The following is a 24,583-nucleotide window of genomic DNA, read 5'->3' as shown; positions in this document are numbered from 1 at the left end:
GACATGGGAAAGCAACAACTGATTGATCACTTACAAGAGGCTTCTTCGGACGGTCGCCTCACCATCTACATGTATCAGAAATGGCAAAAGATTCACGGCGGGGCAACCGTGGTGGAATTATTGGAAATGTACGGATCATGGTCGAATGTACTGCGTTTGGCTGGGTTGGAACAGCAAACGTCACGATTCACAAAGAAGGAAATGATTCAAATGCTTCGTGAAGCGGCGAAAGAGCATGATTCATTCAATAGTGCCGATTATCGAAAGTGGGCCATGACCAATGATGCACCGACGTTGACAGAGGTCGTCATTCAGTTCGGATCGTGGAAAGTGGCACTGATTGAGGCGAATTTGAAGAGTATCATCTCGTTCGATCAAAAATGTGAAATCATCCAATCGTTACTTGATGCCAATGAAGAGCTTCATCCATTGACGTCGACCGCTTATGCCAAATGGGCCAAGCAGAACCAACGTCCGAGTATCACGAAAGTGGTGAGGCGTTTCGGGTCTTGGTCCCAAGCGTTAGACGAGATTGGCATCTCAACGCGAGAGCTGTTCACGGAGAAGCAAATGATGGATGCGCTACACGAGGCAGATGAACATTTGACCGCTCTCTCACCATGGGGTTATGAAGTGTGGCAAAAAGAAAAGGGCAATCGTCCGACATTAAAAGACATTCAACAAATGTTTGGTTCATTTGATGTGGCGGTCCGAGAGATGCGTCAAACCGCAAACCAAAGTGGAGGGAGATGAGAAAATGCGAGTTTTACTCTGCACGGGCGACCACTGGAGTTCAACACTTGTCTATCAAGCGATACGGGATTTAGGCGTCACACATGTGATCATGGAAGATGGTCCGACACCGACTCATGTCAACACGTGGAAAGAACTTCTGACACAATCGTACATTTCCTTCCTGACTCCCATGATGCGGCGGTTCAGTCGAGAACGAATCGCGGAGTTGCAGTCGCGGTATGCTTTCTGTGACGATCCGATTCCGGAACAGCGTATGACGCGTGTCGTTTCCTTACAAGATAAAAAAGCGGAACATACGATTCGACACCTGCAACCGGACGTCATCATCATGTACGAAGTTGCGGAAATGAACGAACGATTGTTACAAGAAATGAACTGTCCCATCTTAACCATCACCCCATCGATGGCAGTGGGACAACGAGAAGCATATTGGGGATTCCATAACCACACATCGAGAAAAGAAGTTCGACTTTGCCAGTGGACGAAGAAAGGATGGACCCCACTAACGAGTGAAGTAATCTATACAGGTGGAACGGACAACTTCTCGACCTTCCCTTATATTTATTTGGCGATGAGTCTCCCGATGTTACAAAAACATCTTCAAATAGGACCGCAAGAAGACACCGAGCGACGAAAAAAAGTCCAAGCCTGAGGCTTGGACTTAACTGTTAGCGATACAATAGCATTGGATGGCCTCGTTATAATACGCAGCGAGCCCCGGCTCGAAGCGATCATAAAATGCGGTGAATCGTTCATCCGTCACATACATCTGTCCGAGTCCACTGAACATATCGAGTGAACAGTCGTAAAAGTGTGTGTCGATGAACAGATGATTGTCTTTCACAATCGATTGAACTCGGTCGTCATCGATTGCGATTTGTGAACGAAATAAATCAACGAGTGGCGCAATCAAATCGAGTTGCATTTGATTGATGCGTTCCCAGTCCGCTTTCGATCGCTTCTGCGCACGTTCTTGTGCTGTCTTGTAAGCTGAAGTCTCTCCCCAACGTTCCTGCACTTCCTCTTGATGTTTCGCCTCGTGAGCTTGAATCTCCTCATAAGATAATCCATCAAATAATGACTTGTCATCCATTGGAATCCCTCCTTTGAGTGAGGTGAGGGTCACTTCTGCCGTCTCGGCAAGCTGAGCGAAATAGGCTGCTTTCTGTCGCAACGCCTCGATATGTCCACTCAACACATCAATCCGGTTGAACGTCGTTGAATCAAGCAATTCTCCGATTTGATCGAGAGGAACATCGAGCGTGCGATAGAGTAAGATGAGTTGCAACCGTTCCGCATCGCGCGAAGAATAACGCCGATAGCCGTTGGCGTCACGGTTCGCAACGAGAAGACCGATTGCGTCATAATGTCGAAGCGTTCGCGGTGTCGTTCCAGCGAGTGACGCAAGTTGTTGAATCGAATACATCCCTTCACCTCCTTAGTCAAAGCGTAAAGGTTGACGTCACGTCAAGGTCAAGCCTGTTTTTCAAACAGTGAGAATCCATTTCGTTCGCCGATATAGTGGAAACCGAACCGAGGATAGTAGTTATTTAAGAAGGCGTTGTCGGCAACACAGTCCAATCGAATGGTCGAAGACGTGTTTGCTAAGGCATGCTGCATCAAACGTTCCCCGATGCGTTCACCTTTTGCACTCGAGTCCGTGACGAGTCGATGCAAGTAGACGGCACCGTCCGGGTCGTCCCATAGATTATGGTCCCAGTCAGTCGGAGGAATCAGGCTGACGGCACCGACGACTTGCTGATCTCGTTCGTAGACAAACACCGTCCCGTTCGTCAAATCGTGACGGACATAGTCGGAACGACTCGGCTCTAAATATTTGACCCATTGCGACTTTCCGGCTACTTGGAACTCTTTTGCTTTCTTTAAAATCAATTGATCGACTGCTGAAAAATCCTCCATTGTGGCAAATCGAAACATGATGAAGCACCTCGCTTTCATTTCTTTTCAAAATCGTGTAGGGTACACGTTGAGTATGCTGATGAAACATCTTTGTATCATCGAATGTTTTTTGGTAAGATAAATTTATTGCATCGTGCAAACGATTGCGCTAATGATATAAAGTTCACAGCACGAATAAGATAAGTATAAATGATGAGCAGTGAGTTTTGGGATAAGGAGTATCTAGATCACATGCAACTTTTACAACGAGAACAACAAACACAAACGCTTAAACGCAACTGGTGGAAAGAAGCCGTCGCCTATCAAATTTATCCGCGTAGCTTTTATGACGCGAACGGGGACGGAATTGGAGACATTCAAGGAATCATTGATAAGCTCGACTATTTGAAAGACCTCGGTATTGATGTTATCTGGATTTGCCCGATGTATAAATCGCCAAACGATGATAACGGTTATGACATTAGTGACTATCAAGATATCATGGACGAGTTCGGTACGATGGAAGACTTCGACCGCTTATTGGACGAAGTGCATCAGCGCGGTATGAAGCTGTTGCTCGACCTCGTCGTCAACCATACGTCGGATGAGCACCCTTGGTTCATTGAATCGAAGAGCTCAAAAGACAATCCGAAGCGCGACTGGTATATCTGGCGCGACGGAAAACCGGACGGGTCGAAGCCGAATAACTGGGAATCGATCTTTGGTGGCTCGGCTTGGGAATTCGATGAAACGACGGAGCAATACTACTTGCATGTCTTCTCGAAGAAACAGCCGGACCTCAATTGGGAAAATCCTGAGATGCGTACAGCGGTATACGATATGATCAACTGGTGGCTCGAAAAAGGGATCGACGGATTCCGTGTCGATGCAATCAGCCATATTCGCAAGAATCCGACGTTCGCCGACTTGCCAAACCCGAACGACCTCGACTTTGTACCGTCGTTCGAGATGCACATGAACGTGGACGGAATTCACGACTATTTAGAAGAGCTTCGTGACGAGACGTTCAATAAACATGACATCATGACGGTCGGTGAAGCGAATGGCGTCTCACCTGACGATGCCCATCTATGGGTCGGTGAAAAGGAAGGGAAGATGAACATGGTCTTCCAATTCGAACACATGGACCTTTGGAGTGAAGATGCCGATTCGAAACTCGATGTCGTTCACTTGAAGAACGTGTTGACGAAATGGCAAAAAGGACTTGAGGCCGATGGATGGAACGCCCTTTACGTCGAAAACCATGACCAGACGCGTACGGTCTCGAAATGGGGAGACGATGAGCGTTACTGGAAAGAAAGCGCGAAGTCGATTGCGATGATGTACTTCCTCATGCAAGGGACGCCGTTTATCTATCAAGGTCAAGAGATCGGGATGACGAACGTCAAATTCGATTCGATCGATCAATATGATGACATCGCGACACGCAACCGCTACTATATCGGCGTCGAGCAAGGGAAGAGTCATGACGAGATGATGCGCATCACGTGGAACTCGTCACGCGACAACACGCGTACACCGATGCAGTGGAGTGATGCCCCGAACGCCGGATTCACGTTCGCAGAGCAGCCATGGGTCGGCATCAACCCGAACTATACGGATATCAACGTCGAATCACAGCTTGAAGATGAGGACTCAATCTTTAACTTCTATAAAGAGATGATTCAACTTCGTAAAGATAATGAGACGTTTGTTTACGGGGCGTATGATGTCGTCTTGCCGGAACACCCGGAAGTCTATGCGTATACGCGTACGCTCGGTGACACGCAGTACCTCGTCGTCACGAACTTGACGGCGAAAGAGACGATGTTTGATATGGATCAGACACTTCGTGCGCAAGATGTCGTCTTGAGCAACATGCCGGTTGAAGGCGATGCGGAATCATCGCTCCTTCACTTGAAACCGTTCGAAGGTCGCGTGTATAAAATTAGCTAATCTTTCATGTTTGAAGACCGTAGGCGAGAAGTCGACTACGGTCTTTTTAATATGAATAAAGGGGATGCACGGGGATGATGAGAATGCTTTAGAAGAGATTCAATAAGGAGGGAAACAAATGAAACTACTATTGACGTCCGCTGGCGTTAAAAACGAGAGCATCAAGCAGGCACTTTTGGAATTATTGGGCAAGCCGATTGAAGAGTGTAATGCACTCTGTATCCCAACAGCCATTTATGCGTTGAACGGGGGAACGAAACACGCATGGAACTTTTTCAACGGAGATTTCTCGACGCCGATGTGTGAGTTGGGCTGGAAGTCGGTTGGGGTGCTTGAACTGAGCGCACTCCCGAGTATCGATGAGTCGGTGTGGAGACCGGCGTTTGATAAGGCAGACGTATTATTGGTGAATGGGGGCGATCCGCTCTTTCTCTACCATTGGATGAAACAGTCCGGGGTAGCCTCGCTGCTCCCGTCCTGGAAAGGCGTCTACGTCGGATTGAGTGCAGGTAGCATGGTGATGACACCACGAATTGGAGAAGCGTTTGTCGGATGGCGCGCATCCGACGAGCAGAGTGATGATACATTAGGGTTTGTCGACTTCTCGATTTTTCCTCATCTCGACCACGAAATGTTACCGGAGAACACGTCACGAGATGCTGCAGAATGGGCGGAGACATTACAGTCGCCGGCCTATGCGATTGACGACGAGACCGCGATTCGTGTAAACGAAGGGAAGATCGATGTGATTTCGGAAGGAAAGTGGAAGAAGTTTTTCTGACTGTATAAAAGTAATAGGGAGGAGACAGGAGAGATTGAATCCATTTACGTATCATCGAAAAACAAATCGAATCATCGTACGACCGTTAGAGAAACGAGATTATGACACATGGTTAAGCGGCTTTACAAATCGTCTCGTTTCACAACATGTATATGACCCGGGAAAATTAGATATGAGCGACTGTACGTCCGTTTGGTTCGGTCAGCTAGTCGACACACACCAATCACTCGCACATGAAGACCGTGCGCATGTCTTTGGGATTTTCCGGCTTGAAGATGGGATACATCTCGGCATGGTGGATTTCTCGACATTGGCGCGAGATGGATTTCATTGGGGTCGGGTCGGGTATACCATCCATAACCAACATTGGCAAAACGGATATGGCACAGAGGCGGTCGATTTAGCGATGCGCATCGCCTTTGACGACTTAAATTTTCAACGGATCGAGGCACACATCAATCTCGACAATGAGGCATCCGTTCGTCTCGCAGAGCGTGTCGGCATGTCGTACGAGTGCACGAGAGAAGGATTTATTTTTGAGAATGATGAGTGGGTAGACCATCTCGTCTATGTGAAAACGAAGCACCGTCGATAGAACGACTCCTACCACATATGGTACGATGAGTTGACGGAAAGGGGGATGAGCATGGCGATTGAACCACTTCGCGTGCGTGTCCAGCAAACAACTCGGATGAGTGACATTCCGGAGCCGATCGAACTATCGGCTGACGGCGTATACTATCCATTGAAGACTGGCTTTATTTTAATGTTTGACCAACAACAAGAGGACGGAACGGTCCCGACGACAATCAAGTACACGCCGGAACGATTGGCGCTCATCTGCAAAGGACCGATCGAGATGAACCATTCCTTCATCGAAGGTCGCTTCACGCAAAGCTTATATAAGAATGCCTATATGTCGATGACGATGGCGACGACGACATCGCGACTCGATGTGTCTGAAGAGTCATGTACGTTCGTATATGAATTATCCATGAATGAAGAAAACGTGGGTATATACGAAGTACATGTCACATGGACATTTGAAGGAGGAGAGAGCGTATGAACTTCACAGAACGCGTAAATAAGATTGAAGAGATGTTGAACGAAGACTGGTTCGAGATGCTCGAAACGAATGAAGAAGAGTATGAAGAGTGGCGCGGTCGCCTTGAAGACCATGCTGAACAAGTCATCATGCATTATGACCAAGAAAACGGAGTCGATATCGATTCAATCGATAAATTGCTTCAACTGAACGATGAGTTCCCGCTCCTTTACGGGGAAGACACCGTTCGCCTGTACATCGCACTTATTGAGGCGCGGTCAGAAGACAAAGCGGTCTACGATCGGTACGTCGATTATTTGGCAGCCATCAGTGATGCATCGCATGAACAGTTTTTACATTTCCATACGCTCGTCGAAGCAGGTCGGTTGGAAGAAGCGAGACAACTCGCGCCACATATGCCACAACGGCTCGGACTCGAAGAGTAAGCATGTCAAAAGTGTCATCTGAACAGGATGGCACTTTTTTTCATGCCTGAAAGGGGACACACTTCGACGAGAACGTCCATTTTATTTCGAAGGTATCTTCTCTAAGATGAAGGAACAAGGAAATCAAACAGAGAACGCGAATGGAAATGGTTAAAGGGGGAAATGTGATGTTAAGACTAATCAAAACATCTGTCGAACAAAAAGAACAGATTCTCGCATTTTTACAAGAATGGTACGAACGTGATGAGCGAATCGTCCCGACTTCAGTGGACCGTGAAACGACCGACTTCGAGGCATATGTCAACACGTTACGTCAGAAAGAGTTACGTGAACATATAGAGAAAGGTTGGGTCCCGAGCACAACGTATTGGCTCACGGACGGGGAGGAGCTTCTTGGCGCGACGAACATTCGTCATGAGCTGAACGAATCGCTCTTGAAGATTGGCGGGCATGTCGGGTATGGGGTGAAACCGAGCGCACGCGGGCGTGGACTCGCCACAATCCAACTGCAACTTGCGCTTGAGAAAGTGAAAGAACTTGGAATCGAGCGGGCACTCATCACGTGTAACCGGACAAATATAGCTTCCCGTCAAGTCATTTTAAACAATGGTGGCATTGCGGACACACCGTATACGGAAGAAGACGGGACAGTCGTCGAGCGGTTTTGGATTGACTTGAAAGGGTGAGGACGAGATGGCGAACTGGATCATTATCTATTTGGCGCTGATTAACTTCTTCGGCATCTATTTGTTCCGGGAAGAGACCGTTCCTTCGAAAAAATGGTTCTCTTTCTCGAGCGGCATCGCCATCACGTACTTCTTCATGTATCTTTTACCGTCCCTGAACAAACGCCAGGACACGCTTCGTGTCGATTGGTTGAATTTGGCGTTACCTTCAGAAATCTACATCGTCAGTCTCATCGGTTTCACGTTGTTTTACGGCACCATGCGGTTCGTTCGTACCCCTCACTTTCAAGATGAGGCGGTCGACCGGGCCGTTTCGTATTGGTTACAGGTGACACTCCTCACGGCCTATATGACCTTCTCGGCGTACGTGGTGACAGCCGACTCGGTGACGTTCGTTGCGAGAAGTTTCTATGCGACAGCGCTCGGTGTCCACTTTTTAGCGCTCGGGCATGACTTAAATCGTCATTATGGTGAACGTTACATGCGACAAGGACGCTATTTGTTGAGTGGTGGGATTTTACTTGGTGGGTTCTTTTCACGCTGGATTGACTTGGCGGCGCACGTCGAAGCGCTCTGTTTTGCCTTCGTGGCCGGGGCGATGATTCTCAATATCGTGAAGTTTGAACTGCCATCCGACCGAAATTTGCACTTCCGCACGTTCGTATTGGCCGTGTGCAGCTATGGGGGATTATTGCTCATATTGAAACATCTTCTAAACTTCTGATGAGAACTTCACAAAAATGAATGACTGTTCATTCATCATTTGATATACTGAATTCAAGATTGAATCCGTTTTCAAAAGGGGGAGTTTTGGGGATGTCTACATTTTTAATCGTCAACTGGATTCTATTCTTGCTCGTCCTCGGCTATGGTGTATATTTATTTGCTACGCTAGTTCATCAGCGTTATACGTTCATCAAGCTCGGGAAGAAGGCAGAATGGAGCCAAACGAACAAAGAACGACTCGAACAGGTCATGATCAACGTGTTCGGTCAAAAGAAATTGTTGAAAGATAAGAAGAGTGGCGCAATTCACGTCATGATGTTTTATGGCTTCATCCTCGTCCAATTCGGGGCGATTGATTTTATTTGGAAAGGACTAGCGGTGGGAACACGTTTCCCGCATATCCCGCTCGGTCCGCTTTATCCAATCTTTACGTTCATGCAAGAAATCGTCATGCTCATGATTCTCGTTGCGGTCGTTTGGGGATTCTACCGTCGTTACGTCGAGAAGCTCGTGCGCTTGAAACGAAACTTTTTAGCAGGTCTTGCCCTCATCTTCATCGGCGGGTTGATGGTTTCCGTATTGTTCGGGAACGGGTTTTACCTCGTCTATAAAGAAGAGCTTCCAATGTGGGGCGAACCGGTCGCGACGCTCATCGGCTCAGCGTTTGCTTGGGTACCGGGCTCTGTCGCTTTCGCTTTATTCGTCGTCTTTTGGTGGATGCACCTTTTATTCTTGCTCAGCTTCATGGTCTACATCCCACAAGGAAAACACGCACACTTGATTGCCGGAACGCTCAACGTATGGCTCGGTCGCACGCACAAAGTCGGTCGCTTGGCACCTGTTGATTTTTCAGCGATGGAAGAAGCGGAAGAGTCGGATGAAGAGATTGTCTTCGGGGTCAACAAGATTGAAGACTTCAACCAGAAGCAGCTCGTCGACTTGTATGCCTGTGTCGAGTGCGGGCGTTGTACGAATGTTTGTCCGGCAACAGGAACTGGGAAGATGTTGTCGCCGATGGACTTAATCGTCAAACTTCGTGACCATATGAATATGAAAGGCGCGGCGGTCACGAGAAAATCACCGTGGGCACCTGCCCTCATGTTCCAAAACACGCAAGGTGCTGAAATCGCAGCAGCTGCGCAAGACGGCCATATGCTCGTCGCAGACGAGTTGATCGGCAACGTCATCACGGAAGAAGAAATTTGGGCTTGTACGACTTGCCGTAACTGTGAAGACCAGTGTCCGGTCATGAACGAACACGTCGATAAAATCATTGACCTTCGTCGTTACCTCGTCATGATGGAAGGGAAGATGGACCCTGAGGCACAGCGTACGGTCGCCAATATCGAGCGTCAAGGAAACCCGTGGGGAATGAACCGGAAAGAACGCGAGAACTGGCGTAAGGATACAGAGCTCGTCATCCCGACGGCGAAAGAGAAGAAAAAAGCAGGCGAGGAATTCGAGTATCTCTTCTGGGTCGGCGCGATGGGGTCTTACGATAGCCGTAGCCAAAAAGTCGCGCAGAGCTTTGCGAGCGTCTTGAACAAGGCGGGCGTCTCATTCGCCATTCTCGGAAATGAAGAGAAAAACTCAGGGGATACACCACGCCGAATCGGAAACGAGTTGCTGTTCCAAGAACTCGCCGAAGCGAACATTAAACTATTTGAGAAGTATGGGGTGACGAAAATCGTCACGGTCGACCCGCACGCGTACAATACGTTCAAAAATGAGTATCCGGACTTCGGTTTGACTGATGTGAAGGTGTATCATCATACGGAGTTGCTCGCGGAGTTACTTGACACAGGTCGGATTCAGCCAGACCTTCACGTGAACGAACGTGTCGTCTATCACGACTCTTGTTACCTTGGTCGTTATAACGGCATTTACGATGCACCACGATTCGTCTTAGAACGCATACCGGGTGTCGAACTCGTCGAAGCGACGCGTAACCGTGAAAACGGTATGTGTTGTGGAGCCGGTGGTGGTCTCATGTGGCAGGAAGAAAAAGTCGGGACACGTGTCAACGTGGCTCGGACAGAACAGTTGCTTGAGACGAAACCGACTGTTATCGGTTCGGCATGTCCGTACTGTTTGACGATGTTATCTGATGGAACAAAAGCGAAGGAAGTCGATGAGACCGTCGGCACGTTCGATGTCGTCGAATTGCTCGATCGCTCGCTGAAGGCCATCGAGATACCAGAACCAGTTGTCCAATAATACATGAAGGCACGGTCCGCGGACCGTGCCTTGTTTGTTTACTGCATCTCAGAGGTGGATAGAAGGGAAGAGGTCAAGTGAGATAACCCTTGCGTCGTCTCGTTGATCGATGAAATGGTCTCGACCATCTGTCCGAGGTCTTGTTTGTTTCGTTCGAAAGAAAGAACGTATTGGCCCATTTCTTCCTGAACGGTCGAAAAACCAGCTTTGACGGTGCTTAGTTGGCGCATCGCTTCATCGTTCGTCCGATGCATTTGCCCCATTTGCTCGAGGAGGGCCGCGATGTTCGTCTCATTTTCATGAATGAGCGCGTTGATTTGACTGCTCAGTTGTTTTGCGTTCTCCGCAAGTGTGCGTACCTCGGTGGCGACGACGGCGAACCCTTTTCCGTGTTCTCCTGCGCGAGCCGCTTCAATCGAAGCGTTTAAGGCGAGTAAGTTCGTTTGGTTAGCAATTTGTTCGATGCTCTTGGTCATGCTGACAATATCCTGTGAACCTTCTTTTAGGGCGGTAATTCGATCGAGCGAAGTATCGACGTAGGTGGCCGACTGTTTGAACTCTACTTCCATCTGTTCGATTTGATTTCCGTTCGTGTGCGTCAACTTCATCAAATGACGACTCATTTTTTCCGTTTGCTCCGTTTCCGCAAGGACTTGGTGAGCACGATTGCTCGTTTCAGACATGGCGTGTCCGGTTTGTTCCATCGTAGTCGCCACTTCTGTGCTGACGCGTGTCACGTCACTCAACAGGGACGCACGAGCTTGGTTCGCAGACTCGATTTCATCGAGGCGGGCGTTGACGTATTGTTCGGTGACGATTTGTGCGTCTAAATTCATCGCGTGTGACAACGCTAAGAGGGACTCACTTAAGAGGGCAGGATCGTGTTGATACGTTTCAACCACTTTTGGGATGAGCAACGTATTAAATGCCGAGTACGTCGCCAAGAACCAGACGACAGGCACGGCGAAGTGGTGGTGCGTCTGTCCCATTCGTTTCCGCATTGCCAAGAATTTATCATCGATGTTCCCTGTTAGTAGGCTGCGGAAATAATCGGCGAATACCTTTTTTAATCGTTCTCTTGTGGATGATGCGTTCGCAATCTGTACCATTTCCGGTTGCAGCATCAAGTGGTCGAGTACGTTTTCAAGTACATCGTCAAGTACTGACTCGACGAGTGGAGCCATATCTTGCAGTCGTTTTACTTGAGAGGTCGTGTATCCCATGTAGTGAGTGCGACCATTCAAGCTTGAGTCAGCTGGTTTAGCGATTGTCTGGATTTCAGGAAAACCGGAAGTGGCGACGAAGTGATTGGATGTTGTTTTACGAAAAAGTGCCATATATATTTCTCCTTCTCTTTCATATCTAAAATGTCATTCTCTTCTATATCGGCAAAAGAGTGAAGAAACTGAGAAGTAAATGTGTTATGAAAGAGGTTCGCAGACGAATGGATCTGGGAAAGGATGATTGAGGAACAGAATATTCAATCTCAATGTAAGGAGTGTGTCCCATGAAAAACATGGTTGTCCTATTGACGATTGTCAGTGCTCTTAGTAGTCAAATTCTTCCGCAGATCTTATTTTTATCTATTATGGCAGTCGAAGAAGGTGTCGGGCGTCTCATTCCATTCTTGATTTTTTATGTAGCCAGTATGTCCGGTCTATTATTGTGGGTTTATGTCATTGGACGCCGTGGTTCTAAAGATACTTTTTTAATCGCCTTGGTCGTACTCGTTGTCGGTCTCGTTTGTTTCGTTCTCCCGTTTGAGCGTGCGATTGAATGGAGCGCCTTTTTAGTCGGGGTTGGATCAATTGGAGTCGGGTCGATTATGACGACGATTTTATCGCAATTAAACGAACTGAAACCAGCTGCTGATCCAGATTCAAAAGAAGATAAAGGGAGCTCCTGGCCGTTGGTTCTGATGTTAGTCGGTTGGATTGCGATATTCTCTTATGCATTGACACAGTCATACAATCTGGCCATCGCTCTCTTTTTGGTCAGTTTGATTCTACCATGGCTTTTTGTTCGGAAATTACCGCTTCAAAAATCGGCGACTTGGCAGTTTGAAACTCGTTCTTTTCTCCGTGCCTTCATCGCGGTCACCGTTTTTACATTGATTAGTCGTCTGCTCAGTCTTTTAGAAGGGGCGCGTGGCTATATCGAAGTATTTGGCTTAATGATTATTTTGCTCGTTTATGTTGGATGGTTATTGTACCAAAAGCGCGTCCGAGACTTTATTGGAGCGAGTCGCACCCGTCAGGTTCAATTGCTGTCGTTTGTGATTGGATTTTTCGGTGGTTGGACGTTAATTGGTGCCGTCTTTGTCAGTCTTGCCTTGTACTCGTTTCAAGTTCTCATTTTTTATGTATTTGTCCCATTTTTAGTAGGCGTCATCGGCTGGATTTTATTTAGTCGTATATTTGATTTCGCACGTCACCCATACCTCGTGTTACTCGTGTCCTCCCTCATCTTTTTCCTAGGATTTATCGAGCCACTTGCGTTCATCCCTGTCTTATTTGTCAGTGGGTATACGCAGACGATGTACTCGAGTGTAAGCCATACGTATCTGTTTGATCAATATGGGGAAAATAAGGAGTTTGCTTCCTTGCTCTTGCAGCTGTGGAAGCGGTTTGGGATGGTCGTTGCGTACTCCTTCTTAATGATTGGATTGTTAGGGTACGGTTTGTACGTTGGGCAGACGGTCAACGAGGAATTATCGTTTCAAATTCCAAAAGCATGGATGTTCGGTGTTCTAGGACTTACGTGGATTTTCAATATTGGATTGATCAGCCTGTACTGGTTCCGAGTTCGTCCGAGTAGAATACATGAATCATAATTTTCCCTAGCTTTTTCATATCGCTTTTGTTTATAATGAGGAGTGATGTTTAACTAGTGACGGAAAAGGAGTGTCCTTTAATGAATAAATCGTTGATTGATTTCGTTTATGAACTTCTCCAAGAAACTGGCGAACAGCCTGTTTCTTTTGATGAGATTCGCGAAAAAATCAAGCAAAACTATACGTTTGCGAGTGAAGAGGAAGAGCTCGAAAAAATCGCACAACTTTACACCGATTTGAACATCGACGGGTTGTTCGTCAACTTAGGAGCAAACCGTTGGGCGCTTCGGGTTTGGTACCCATTCGATAAGTCGGATGAGGATCTCGTCATCGAAGCACGTCAACGTGGTGAACTTGACGAATTCGAAGAAGAGTTCGAAGAAGCAGACGAAGGCATCGTCGATATCGAGGATGACTTGGATGTATTCGCAAAAGTTGAAGACTATGATTCATCTGAATTTGATGATGAGGACGAAGAAGAAAAAGTAGAAGGCCTTGACGATTTCAAGGACGATGACTTGGACGACGACCTCGATATCGAAGACGAGGATGATTTATAAGAGACCGCAAAAAAGCCGGGCATCGCGCCCGGCTAGGCGTGTCTCTTTTTCTTTTTTAGTCGTGTTCATCGACTTGAAAAAAAAGAAAAAATAATATCTTGACGACTGCATCGTCTCTGGCGTAAATTAGTCATGGGCTAGTTTAGCACGTAACGATGCAGCAAAAGTGTCCTCCATTTTCGGGGGCACTTTTGCTTTTTTTGTTTTTTCGTTTCCCGATGGTTGGTATTCAAGAGAGGAGAAAGAAACATGACAAAGTACATTTTCGTAACAGGCGGGGTAGTATCTTCGCTCGGTAAAGGGATCACGGCAGCTTCGCTCGCGCGTCTACTCAAAAATCGAGGACTCAACGTCACGATTCAGAAGTTTGACCCATACATCAACATTGACCCAGGTACGATGAGCCCGTATCAACACGGAGAAGTATTCGTCACAGATGATGGCGCTGAGACTGACCTTGACCTCGGACACTATGAGCGCTTTATCGACATCAACTTGTCGCAAAACGCGAACGTCACATCAGGGCGCATTTATTCAACTGTCTTGAAGAAAGAGCGTCGTGGAGACTATAACGGTGGGACGGTTCAGGTCATTCCGCATATCACGAACGAAATCAAAGACCGTGTCTTCCGTGCAGGACGCGAGACGAACGCCGATGTCGTCATCACAGAGATTGGTGGAACAGTCGGGGATATCGAGTCCCTTCCGTTCATCGAAGCGATTCGCCAAGTGAAGAATGACATCGGGAAAGAGAACGTCATGTACGTCCACTGTACACTCGTCCCTTACCTTCGTGCCGCAGGTGAGATGAAGACAAAACCGACACAACACAGTGTCAAAGAGCTTCGCAGCTACGGAATTCAACCGGATATCATTGTCCTTCGTACGGAGCATGACATCCCAGAAGACATGCGTGAAAAAATCGCCCTCTTCTGTGATACGCGCAAAGAAGCGGTCATCGAGGCGCAAGACGCATCGACACTTTATGAAGTACCGCTCAACCTTCAAAAACAAGGAATGGACCAACTCGTCAACGACTACTTCGGTTTCAATTCACCGGCTGCTGACATGACGGCTTGGAAAGAACTCGTCCACACGGTCACACACCTTGAGAAGAAAGTGAAAATCGCACTCGTCGGGAAATATGTCGAATTGCGTGATGCGTATATCTCGGTCGCGGAAGCACTCAAACATGCGGGTTATGCGTTCAACGCGGATATCGACATCGACTGGGTCAACGCAGAAGACGTGACGGCTGAAAACGTCTCAGACATCCTCGGCGATGCGGACGGAATCCTCGTTCCAGGTGGATTCGGTGAGCGTGGAATCGAAGGGAAGATTGAAGCAACACGTTTTGCTCGTGAAAACAACGTCCCATTCTTCGGAATCTGTCTCGGGATGCAACTTGCGACGGTCGAGTTTGCCCGTAACGTCTTGAAGTTGGACGGCGCACATACTGCAGAAATCGATCCGTCGACACCGTATCCGATCATCGACCTTCTTCCAGAGCAAAAAGATATCGAAGACCTTGGCGGCACACTTCGTCTTGGACTTTATCCATGTAAACTCGAAAAAGGGACGAAAGCGCATGCGGCATACAATCAAGAACTCGTATACGAGCGTCATCGTCACCGTTATGAGTTCAACAACGAATACCGTGAAGCGTTTGAAGCAGAAGGCTTCAAGTTCTCAGGTACGAGCCCAGACGGTCGTCTCGTAGAAATCATTGAGATTCCAGAACACAAATGGTTCGTGGCATCACAGTTCCACCCAGAATTGATTTCGCGTCCAGAACGTCCACAACGTCTATTCCATGACTTCATCCAAGCATCACTTGGAGAATAAGTGATTGAAAGCCACGGTCCATTGCGGACCGTGGTTTTTCTACGTCAAAAGCATGAGAGGGAAAGCGCCTTCGGCAGGATACATCCCTATCACTTTGTGGGTACACTAGAAGTAGAACGGGGAGAGGGTGAGGGCACATGAAAGAACGACATTCGATTTATCTTGGATATGGATTAGGGCTTGTCGCGCTCAGTCTGTTGCCGTTCGTCGTCTTGCCTTCCCTTTTATTGCCGTATCAACTTGGCTGGACAGGTGTTGTTTTACTCGCCCTCTCGGTCGGGTTACTTCGGGCGATTCGGGACGGCTCGAGCGTCATCCTAAAGCAGATGTGGAAGATCACGTTCTCTCTCTTCTTGATTTTCGTTCTCGTCTATTATGTTTCATTCGGACTCATCCTTTATGACACATACGGATTGGATCGTTTACTAGAACAATATGAACGACAGGCGGTCTGGGTGTTTGCAGCATTTAGCTTTTTACAACCTATTGCGTTACCCGTTCCGGAAGCGGTCAGCGTGCCGATTGGGAGTGTCGCGCTCGGACCGTTTCGTGCCGCTTTGGTCGGAAGCGTTGCGACGACACTCGGAATCTTTGTCATGTATGGACTGGCCCGATTTGGTCGAGGGCGCATGATTCGTTGGGTCGATGAAGAAAAACTGAAGACGTACGATCGATATGTCGATCGATACGGTCTTGGTGTCTTGCTCGTCTTATTTATCATTCCGATTTTACCTGACGAGGTCATCTGTCTCGCTGCGGGGTTTAGTCGTGTACCGTTTCTGCGCTTTGCGGGTATCGCGTTCGGGGCAAAACTCGTCACGTCGTTCGGACTTGCTTATTCTGTCTCGATTGGACAATTGTTTATGACCGATTCGAGTCCAATCGCGATCGCTTCTGTCATGGCAAGTGTGATTGTCTTGATTCTTGCGTTCATTTGGCGCAAACGAAAAAAAGGAGATTCGAACGGGACACAAGAATAAGGTAAGGACGATTTATAGAGAGGAAGACAACATGCGACAAGATCAAGAGGTGGTCATTCGACCGATTGAAGAACAGGATCTATCACGACTATGGGAATTGATTTATCGAGATGCGGTACCGGAATGGAAACAGTGGGACGCGCCTTACTTCGAACACAAGTCAATGTCTTACGAAGAGTTTCAGCAAATTGAGCGATCGTTCATCAAAAAAGAAGACATGTGGGTCATTGAGGTCAGTGGAACGGTATATGGCACGGTTTCCTATTATTTCGAAGATGCCGGACGAGAGTGGCTCGAGATGGGCATCATCTTGCATCAATCCGACCGCTGGAATCGAGGTGTCGGGACGCGTGCCCTTCGTCTATGGACGAAACATTTGTTTGAAACGTTACCGGTCGTCCGCGTGGGATTGACGACATGGTCAGGGAACGAGCGAATGATGCGGGTCGCTGAAAAAGTAGGGATGCAGCTTGAAGGTCGAATTCGTCAAGTGCGTGTCGTGAACGCGAAACGCTACGATTCGATTCGGATGGGCATGTTACGCGAAGAATGGATGAAAACAGGTACGCCGTCTATTTAAAGACGACGTACCTGTTTTGTATGATTTTGTATATATTTGTCGCCATATTGACGATTTCATTCGTGAAGAGTTTGCTACAATCGAATCGATTGAATTAAATAGGAGAGAATAAGAATGAAACGACACATGTTAGTTATTGTGATGTTATTGATTGGGATGGGCACATGGTATTACATCGCGGGAGCCGCCCCGACGATTAAAAAAGTTCCGACACCATCCTTTACCGGACAATACCCCGGGTTACACTTAACGGTAGAGAGTGAACAAGCGAAAAGATATACGACATCAATCTCTGTTCCGAGAACGGATTATGAAATGCTAAACGAGGAGCTGGATGCATTCATTTTAGAAAAGAAAGAAGCATTTCAACACAACCTCACCCCTAGTCACGGTCAAACGGGTCACTTAAATATTCAGACCGATACATATCAAACGAATCAGACTGAATACACGCTAGTCGTTCATACTTATGCATTCACTGGTGGTGCGAATGGTCAAACCACTGTCGACGTATTTCGGATGAACCTTTCGGACGGAACGTTCGTTGAATGGGATGATGTCTTACGTGATGACCAACATGCATTAGAATGGTTCAAGCATAGCGTCATCACACAATTACAACATCAAGAATACGTATTTGAGGATCAGTTACGTGAAGCGATTAAACACCCTAAATCGACGAAGTGGATACTGACGTCCTCTGGTCTAGATGTCATATTTGACGAGTATGAAGTGGCGGCGGGAGCGGCAGGTGTGGTAGAAGTTCATATTCCGATGAAGGAAGTTGAGCCGTTTTTGTTATCCGAATTAGATACGCCCACTGCACAAGAAGATTCTCCAATCATGAGTCCCTCAAATAAGCCGCTTGAACCCAATGGGAAATATGTTGCACTGACGTTCGATGATGGACCCCATCCGATTGTGACACCTCACATTCTTGAGACACTTGAGAAATACCAAGCGCGTGCTACGTTCTTTATGTTAGGGAGTCAGATGGAATTCTATCCTGATGTAGCGAGACAAGTAGCGTTGTCAGGTCATGAGCTAGCAAATCATACTGAACATCACCCGGATTTGACACAATTGTCTGAGAAGGGAGTCAAAGAGGAACTCGAACAGGTTGATGAACGAATTGAGAGGCTTACGGGACAACGCCCATCATTGGTTCGTCCACCATACGGGGCTAAAAATGAAATGATTGAGCAGATCATTCAGACAAAGGAGCAGACCCTTGCACTATGGACGGTCGATTCTCTTGATTGGAGTCACCGTAATGCCGATCAAATGTATCGCTTGATTATGGACAATGTCCATCCAAGTGCTGTTGTCTTGATGCATGATATTCATGAGTCCACAGCTGAAGGGTTGCCGAAAGTTCTCGATGCGCTGAAACGTGAAGGGTACACGTTTGTGACGATGAGTGAGCTCTTGACGTTGAAATAGTAAATGAACCCGCCGTGATAAACGGCAGGTTCATTTTTTTATTTCACTTCTTGATCTTTAATTGGGAACCAACCGGCACGTGTCGTGATGGCGTTCCATAGCGGAGCTGGGACAGCGAGTTCGGCTTGTTTGTTCAAGTCGAGTTCTGTCTCGATCTCGTCTTCGCGGTCCGATTCCACTTTTTCCAGCCATTGTGGATCGATGATCAGTTCGCGACCGAGTGCGGCAAAATCGACGATGTCGAGTGCGTCTTCCACTTGGGCCGGACGTTGGAGTTGCCCGACTCCGATGAGTGGGATGGCACCATTGATTCGATTGGCGATGCGGTCTATCGAACGCTCCGTGACATTCTCGTCACGCATGGAAGCTGTATTGAAGTTCCAGAGAGAAGCGTGAATATAATCGACGTCCTCTTCTAAAATCATATCGAGTAACACATCCGTGTCGTCGAGTGTGATTCCTGGCTCTTCGATTTCTTCCGGTGAGAAACGATAGCCGACTAAGAAGTCTTCTGCATCTGCAGCTGCTTCTTTCACACGACGAATGACTTCGCGTGGGAACGTCAAACGTCCATGAACATCACCGCCGAAGCGATCTTCACGGCGATTTGAGTGCGGTGAGAAGAATTGTTGAATCAAGTAGGTGTTCGCTCCGTGAATCTCGACGCCATCAAACCCGGCTTCGATGGCCCGACGCGTCGCTTCACCGAACGCCTCGATAATGGCTTCGACCTCTGATGTCTCGAGGGCACGTGGTGTGACGGCGCCTTCTCGGACAGGCGCGACAGCACTTGCACTGACAGGTTGTTCGTTCGGGACGAGTTCAGGTGGTGACATCCGTCCGGCGTGGAAAATTTGAAGGATGGCTTTTGCACCTTCCGCTTTTAAACTTTCCGCCAATTGACGGAGACCCGGGATGAATTTGTCGTCATTGACCCCGAATGCGTTCGGGAAACCTTTCCCGTCTTCTGTCACGTACGCGCATGCTGTAATCGCAAGCCCGACGTTTTGCGCCCGTTTCCGATAGTAGGCGAGCTCATGCTCGGATACTTCGCCCGTTGGTTCTGATGAGTAATGTGTCATCGGAGCCAAGACGAGTCGGTTCGGTACTTCGACGCCATTTTTGAATTGAAAAGGTTGTAACATACGTTTCATCTGAAATCCTCCTTCAACATGATACCTTGAAGTCTAAGCTTCTCGACTCAAAAATGCGAGTCGGATGCTTGTGAATGAACACATTACAGATTGCGCAAGCGTAAGAGATGATTGAACTGAAAAGAATAGGGTATAATACAGGAGAAAAGTTGATATTCGGTTCGAGACAATAGAGAGACCACAACAGAAGGGGGAAGCCTTGTTTTTGTTGTGGTCTCTTTTTCTATTCATTGAACCGTACTTACTATAGGAGGGAATAAGATGGAAATCAGAAATTTCTCAGCGAAAGAACGAGCGAAACGATACGAACAACTGACAAGCGAACGTCATGACGTTCTTGTTGTCGGTGGAGGGATAACCGGAGCAGGGATTGCGCTCGATGCGTCGTCACGTGGGATGAAGACAGCGGTTCTCGAAATGCAAGACTTTGCGGCCGGGACGTCAAGCCGTTCGACGAAACTTGTTCACGGGGGACTCCGCTATTTGAAACAATTTGAAGTGGCGCTCGTCGCAGAAGTCGGGAAAGAGCGTGCCATCGTGTATGAGAACGGTCCACATGTCACGACACCGGAACAGATGCTATTACCGATGCACAAGGGAGGCACGTTTGGTCCTTTCTCAACTTCAATCGGACTCATGGTGTATGACTTCCTCGCAGGCGTCAAACGGGCAGAACGTCGCATGATGCTCAAACCGAATGAAGTCATCAAAAAAGCACCGCTCGTCAAAAAAGATGACTTAGTCGGTGGTGGATACTATGTCGAGTATCGGACGGATGATGCACGATTGACAATCGAAGTGGCGAAAGAGGCCGCGAATCACGGCGCGCTTCTTATGAACTATGCCAAAGTGACCGGGCTGATTTACGATAACGGCAAAGTGGCGGGGGTACACGTCGAAGACCAAATCGATGGGTCGACATATGACGTCTATGCGAAAAAAATCATCAATGCGACTGGTCCATGGGTCGATGAGTTACGGGAAGAAGACAACTCGAAAAAAGGCAAACAGCTTCGTTTGACGAAGGGAATTCACCTTGTCATCGATCAATCGAAATTCCCACTCAAACAGGCAATTTATTTCGACACACCAGACGGGCGCATGGTCTTTGCCATTCCACGCGGAAACAAAGCGTACGTCGGAACGACGGATACGTTCTTTGATAAAAACAAAGCGCATCCACGCATGACGACAGAGGACCGCGATTATATTTTGGATGCAATCCATTATATGTTCCCAGACGTTCATGTCACGGCAGATGATGTGGAATCAAGCTGGGCGGGTATTCGTCCGTTGATTTATGAGGAAGGAAAAGACCCTTCTGAAATTTCACGTAAGGACGAAATTTGGCAGTCAGACAGCGGCTTGATCACGATTGCCGGCGGTAAATTGACAGGGTATCGGAAGATGTCAGAAACGGTCGTCGACCTTGTCGCGAAATTATTAAAAGAAGAAGAGGGCGTCGTCTACTTGGCAAGCCGGACGAAGCATATGCCGATGTCAGGTGGTCACGTCGGCGGATCGAAAGGGTTCAAAGATTTCCTCGAGAAGAAAACGAAAGAACTTCAAAATCATGGTCTCGACGCGGGGCACGCGGAAGAACTCGTCCGTCTATACGGATCGAATATCGATCGTGTCATCGAGCGGATGGACTCGAACGCGTATGACTTGCCAGAGGTCGTCTATGCACAGTTGATTTATGGCATTGAAGAAGAATCGGTCGTACGCGCCATCGACTTCTTGATTCGCCGGACCGGTGCGATGTTCTTTGATATCGATTTCGTCCGTCAACACAAAGAAGGTGTCCTTCGTTGCATGGCCGACGTCTTCAAATGGTCGGATGAGCGTTTGAAAGAAGAGCGTGAAGAAGTGGAGAAGGAGATTGAAATCGCAGTTGTGCCTGTGACTGTCGAATCGTAATGCACTGCATTGCAGGAAAGGTTCATTCTAAATAGGATGAACCTTTTTTGTGTCATGGTTTCATCGATTCGGAATAACGGTATACCTCATAAGTAGTGATTCTTAGATTGAGGGAGAATTTTTTATGAAACGAAATCTCGTTGCCATCCTATTGATTGGCATTCTATTAGTAGTAGGTTGGCGTTATGTCGATCCCAATCGATTGTTAGCCGATGTCTATTATGTCAAAGTCCCAAGTGCAGAAGTGGCGACGCAAACCTCGGGGGGGTATCGCTATGATCTCATCGGGTACGACGAGGATGGAAAAAAACGTCCTCTGTCTATTGCCACCACTGGGTTGTTACCGGAAGGGAACTATCTGCGAGTATTTGTGAAAGAAGAAGATGCGGAAGTGACCGACTACGAGCAGGTGAATGTGCTAGACGTACCTGAACAGTTGAAGGAAGAACAGGAAGAAGAGAATTCCGAGCCATCGTTCCCTTGATTTCAAAAGATAGACGTCGCGAAAAAGAGATGAGTTTGGTAAGGTTAAATTGTTTGAATATGGTAAACGATGAATGAAAGAAGGGACATGCATGTCACGGATGTTAATAGCAGATGACCAGGACGGAATTCGTACGATGCTCGCGCAAGTGTTCACGAACATGGGTGTAGACGTGGACACGGCGCAAGACGGCATCAGCGCCTGGGAATTTTTAGAGCGGGAGCAATATGATTTGGTATTGCTCGATATGAATATGCCTCGTATGTTTGGACACGAAGTATTACGTCGCATGCGCGAGAAACAGTTAGACACACCCGTCATGATCATGACGGCATTTGGGGAAGAAACGGTGATTGAAGAAGTGCGTCGTCTCGGGATCACGGCACAATTTGAGAAGCCGTTTGATATTTATGGGATGATTGGAAAAGTGAAAGAAGTCTTGAAAATTTGACGTTTCGTCACCAAGATGACATATGTAAACGCTTGCGCTAAGCCATTTCTATGCCCGAATAGCATAGGCACATGTTTTACGGTGTGTTATAATGGGAACGAATTGCACGGGGGAACTTTTCCCAAACGTGTATAATAGCGAACAGACAGGAGGATGTCATTATGCCATTAGTATCAATGACAGAAATGCTTAACAAAGCATTCGAAGGCAAGTATGCAGTCGGCCAATTCAACATCAACAACCTCGAGTGGACGCAAGCGATTCTTCGCGCTGCGGAAGACGAGAAATCACCAGTAATCCTCGGTGTATCAGAAGGTGCAGCGAAGTACATGGGTGGCTTTACGACAGTTGTCAAAATGGTTGAAGGTCTTATGCACGACTACAACATCACTGTTCCAGTTGCAATCCACCTTGACCACGGTTCTTCATTCGATAAGTGTAAAGCAGCGATCGACGCTGGTTTCACGTCAGTCATGATTGACGGTTCACACCACCCAATCGATGAAAACATCGAAATGACGAAACAAGTTGTCGAGTACGCGCACGCTAAAGGTGCTTCTGTTGAGGCAGAAGTCGGTACAGTTGGCGGCGAAGAAGACGGCGTTGTTGGTGGCGTACAATACGCTGACCTCGATGAGTGTGTACGTGTTGTAAAAGAAGCGAAAGTGGATGCACTTGCTGCAGCACTCGGTTCTGTACACGGTGAATACCAAGGCGAGCCAAAACTTGGATTCAAAGAGATGGAAGAAATCGCGGAAGCGACTAAAACACCACTCGTTCTTCACGGCGGATCAGGAATTCCTGAGCACCAAATCAAAAAAGCAATCGAGCTCGGCCACAGCAAAATCAACGTCAACACTGAGTGCCAACAAGAATGGACTCGTGCAGTACGTGAGAAAGTTGCTGCTGATGCAAAAGTATATGACCCACGTAAAATTATCGGACCTGGTATCGAAGCGATTTATAACGTCGTTACTGGCAAGATGCGTGAGTTTGGTTCAAGCAACCAAGCATAATCCTGTTTGATTAAGTCGGTTCTCTATGAGGACCGACTTTTTGTATCGTTTCCTATATCACCGTTTGTCGAATCTGACAAAGGGAGTAGTAATTCGACCAGTCTTTCCTCATAATAGAGATTGTAAGCGATCACAAATTAAGGAGGAGACACATATGCGTTTTTTCATTGACACAGCAAATGTGGAAGACATTAAAAAAGCTCATCAAATGGGCGTCATTGGAGGCGTGACGACGAATCCATCGCTCGTCGCCAAAGAAGGTGTCGATTTCCATACAAGACTTCGTGAAATCTGTGAGATCGTCGGGGATCTCTCGGTCAGCGCCGAAGTTATTGCACTTGATGCGTCGGGTATGGTGGAAGAAGGAAAGGAACTTGCCGCCATCGCGCCGAATATTACGGTAAAGGTACCGATGACACCTGCGGGGATGGAAGCGGTAAAACAGTTCAAAGAGCTTGGGATCAAGACGAATGTCACGCTCATCTTTAACGCCAACCAAGCGTTACTTGCGGCGCGCGCTGGGGCATCATACGTTTCTCCATTCATCGGACGCTTGGATGACATCGGACAAGATGGGCTAGATTTAGTGGAGACCATTGCCAACATCTTTGCGATCCATGGTATCGAGACAGAAATTATCGCAGCATCTGTGCGTCATCCGGTTCACGTGACAAAAGCTGCACTCCTTGGGGCTGACATTGCCACAGTCCCTTACAAAGTTATCGAACAAATGATGAAACATCCGCTCACAGACAAAGGCATTGAGCAGTTTTTAGCGGATTGGAACAACGCTCAATCCAAATAA

General features: G+C 47.6%; 25 protein-coding genes. 21 read left to right on the top strand and 4 right to left on the bottom strand.

The genetic code is table 11. The features are described from left to right. The first annotated feature begins 3 nt into the window (after positions 1–3). Together GVY43_RS09395 and GVY43_RS09390 are read left to right on the top strand one after the other, a co-directional pair. The gene (locus GVY43_RS09395) at positions 4–753 is read left to right on the top strand and encodes a hypothetical protein (RefSeq protein ID WP_159563006.1); all 750 of its coding nucleotides are present in this window, start codon (positions 4–6) and stop codon (positions 751–753) included. 4 nt (positions 754–757) lie between these two features. Then, positions 758–1,408, top strand: coding sequence for a hypothetical protein (locus GVY43_RS09390; protein WP_159563005.1), 651 nt, complete (start codon positions 758–760; stop codon positions 1,406–1,408). Positions 1,409–1,417: 9 nt separating this feature from the next. On the opposite strand, the gene GVY43_RS09385 is transcribed toward GVY43_RS09390, so the two are convergent. After that, on the bottom strand, positions 1,418–2,182 hold the full coding sequence (locus tag GVY43_RS09385; RefSeq protein ID WP_159563004.1) for a MerR family transcriptional regulator: 765 nt from the start codon (positions 2,180–2,182) through the stop codon (positions 1,418–1,420). A gap of 47 nt (positions 2,183–2,229) precedes the next feature. Beyond that, complete coding sequence (locus GVY43_RS09380; protein ID WP_159563003.1) at positions 2,230–2,694, bottom strand: GNAT family N-acetyltransferase; 465 nt, start codon at positions 2,692–2,694, stop codon at positions 2,230–2,232. 213 nt (positions 2,695–2,907) lie between these two features. On the opposite strand from GVY43_RS09380, the gene GVY43_RS09375 reads away from it, so the two are divergent. The 8 genes from GVY43_RS09375 to GVY43_RS09340 all read left to right on the top strand — a co-directional run bounded on the left by GVY43_RS09375 (position 2,908) and on the right by GVY43_RS09340 (position 10,512). Then, complete coding sequence (locus GVY43_RS09375; protein ID WP_159563002.1) at positions 2,908–4,611, top strand: alpha-glucosidase; 1,704 nt, start codon at positions 2,908–2,910, stop codon at positions 4,609–4,611. Positions 4,612–4,729: 118 nt separating this feature from the next. Next, entirely contained in the window at positions 4,730–5,392 is a 663-nt protein-coding gene (locus tag GVY43_RS09370; protein WP_159563001.1) for a Type 1 glutamine amidotransferase-like domain-containing protein, read from the top strand. A gap of 34 nt (positions 5,393–5,426) precedes the next feature. Continuing rightward, a complete protein-coding gene (locus GVY43_RS09365) occupies positions 5,427–5,987 on the top strand; it encodes a GNAT family N-acetyltransferase (RefSeq protein ID WP_159563000.1) in 561 nt (186 codons plus the stop codon). Positions 5,988–6,038: 51 nt separating this feature from the next. Further along, the gene (locus GVY43_RS09360) at positions 6,039–6,458 is read left to right on the top strand and encodes a DUF1934 domain-containing protein (RefSeq protein WP_159562999.1); all 420 of its coding nucleotides are present in this window, start codon (positions 6,039–6,041) and stop codon (positions 6,456–6,458) included. Further along, positions 6,455–6,883, top strand: coding sequence for a hypothetical protein (locus tag GVY43_RS09355; RefSeq protein WP_159562998.1), 429 nt, complete (start codon positions 6,455–6,457; stop codon positions 6,881–6,883). Before GVY43_RS09360 ends, GVY43_RS09355 begins: the two co-directional genes overlap by 4 nt. Before the next feature lie 167 nt (positions 6,884–7,050). Continuing rightward, the gene (locus GVY43_RS09350; RefSeq protein ID WP_159562997.1) at positions 7,051–7,569 is read left to right on the top strand and encodes a GNAT family N-acetyltransferase; all 519 of its coding nucleotides are present in this window, start codon (positions 7,051–7,053) and stop codon (positions 7,567–7,569) included. A gap of 7 nt (positions 7,570–7,576) precedes the next feature. Beyond that, positions 7,577–8,293 carry a hypothetical protein gene (locus GVY43_RS09345; RefSeq protein ID WP_078147689.1) on the top strand — a complete coding sequence of 239 codons (717 nt, stop codon included), beginning with the start codon at positions 7,577–7,579 and terminating at the stop codon, positions 8,291–8,293. Between the two features lie 92 nt (positions 8,294–8,385). Further along, a complete protein-coding gene (locus tag GVY43_RS09340) occupies positions 8,386–10,512 on the top strand; it encodes a (Fe-S)-binding protein (RefSeq protein WP_159562996.1) in 2,127 nt (708 codons plus the stop codon). Between the two features lie 38 nt (positions 10,513–10,550). Here GVY43_RS09340 and GVY43_RS09335 read toward each other — a convergent pair whose 3' ends face one another. Further along, positions 10,551–11,849, bottom strand: a complete 1,299-nt coding sequence (locus GVY43_RS09335) for a globin-coupled sensor protein (RefSeq protein WP_159562995.1) — start codon at positions 11,847–11,849, stop codon at positions 10,551–10,553. 170 nt (positions 11,850–12,019) lie between these two features. Here GVY43_RS09335 and GVY43_RS09330 point away from each other — a divergent pair, with 170 nt between their 5' ends. From GVY43_RS09330 to GVY43_RS09305, 6 genes are all read left to right on the top strand, one after another. Then, positions 12,020–13,345: a hypothetical protein gene (locus tag GVY43_RS09330; protein ID WP_159562994.1), complete on the top strand. Its 1,326-nt coding sequence runs from the start codon at positions 12,020–12,022 to the stop codon at positions 13,343–13,345. Between the two features lie 80 nt (positions 13,346–13,425). Then, positions 13,426–13,905 (top strand): DNA-directed RNA polymerase subunit delta, encoded by a 480-nt coding sequence (rpoE, locus tag GVY43_RS09325; protein WP_074035668.1) that lies wholly within the window; start codon positions 13,426–13,428, stop codon positions 13,903–13,905. Between the two features lie 249 nt (positions 13,906–14,154). Continuing rightward, complete coding sequence (locus tag GVY43_RS09320) at positions 14,155–15,750, top strand: CTP synthase (protein WP_159562993.1); 1,596 nt, start codon at positions 14,155–14,157, stop codon at positions 15,748–15,750. Between the two features lie 137 nt (positions 15,751–15,887). Beyond that, positions 15,888–16,730 (top strand): TVP38/TMEM64 family protein, encoded by an 843-nt coding sequence (locus tag GVY43_RS09315; RefSeq protein ID WP_074035815.1) that lies wholly within the window; start codon positions 15,888–15,890, stop codon positions 16,728–16,730. Positions 16,731–16,761: 31 nt separating this feature from the next. Beyond that, a complete protein-coding gene (locus GVY43_RS09310; RefSeq protein ID WP_074035674.1) occupies positions 16,762–17,310 on the top strand; it encodes a GNAT family N-acetyltransferase in 549 nt (182 codons plus the stop codon). A 114-nt stretch (positions 17,311–17,424) separates the two neighbouring features. Further along, positions 17,425–18,753, top strand: coding sequence for a polysaccharide deacetylase family protein (locus tag GVY43_RS09305; RefSeq protein WP_074035676.1), 1,329 nt, complete (start codon positions 17,425–17,427; stop codon positions 18,751–18,753). Between the two features lie 38 nt (positions 18,754–18,791). Here the strand turns inward: GVY43_RS09305 and GVY43_RS09300 are convergent, their stop codons facing one another. Further along, on the bottom strand, positions 18,792–19,907 hold the full coding sequence (locus GVY43_RS09300) for an NADH-dependent flavin oxidoreductase (RefSeq protein WP_159562992.1): 1,116 nt from the start codon (positions 19,905–19,907) through the stop codon (positions 18,792–18,794). 261 nt (positions 19,908–20,168) lie between these two features. Between GVY43_RS09300 and GVY43_RS09295 the strand changes: the two genes are divergently transcribed. From GVY43_RS09295 to fsa, 5 genes are all read left to right on the top strand, one after another. Beyond that, complete coding sequence (locus tag GVY43_RS09295) at positions 20,169–21,827, top strand: glycerol-3-phosphate dehydrogenase/oxidase (protein ID WP_159562991.1); 1,659 nt, start codon at positions 20,169–20,171, stop codon at positions 21,825–21,827. Positions 21,828–21,951: 124 nt separating this feature from the next. After that, the gene (locus GVY43_RS09290) at positions 21,952–22,311 is read left to right on the top strand and encodes a YxeA family protein (RefSeq protein WP_159562990.1); all 360 of its coding nucleotides are present in this window, start codon (positions 21,952–21,954) and stop codon (positions 22,309–22,311) included. 91 nt (positions 22,312–22,402) lie between these two features. Further along, positions 22,403–22,762, top strand: coding sequence for a response regulator (locus GVY43_RS09285; protein ID WP_074035685.1), 360 nt, complete (start codon positions 22,403–22,405; stop codon positions 22,760–22,762). A gap of 161 nt (positions 22,763–22,923) precedes the next feature. After that, entirely contained in the window at positions 22,924–23,778 is an 855-nt protein-coding gene (fba, locus tag GVY43_RS09280) for a class II fructose-1,6-bisphosphate aldolase (RefSeq protein WP_159562989.1), read from the top strand. 154 nt (positions 23,779–23,932) lie between these two features. Further along, a complete protein-coding gene (gene fsa / locus GVY43_RS09275) occupies positions 23,933–24,583 on the top strand; it encodes a fructose-6-phosphate aldolase (RefSeq protein WP_031422210.1) in 651 nt (216 codons plus the stop codon).

This window comes from Exiguobacterium sp. 8H, assembly GCF_902506255.1.
Lineage (GTDB): Bacteria > Bacillota > Bacilli > Exiguobacteriales > Exiguobacteriaceae > Exiguobacterium > Exiguobacterium profundum.
This window is presented reverse-complemented; position numbering and strand designations above follow the sequence as displayed.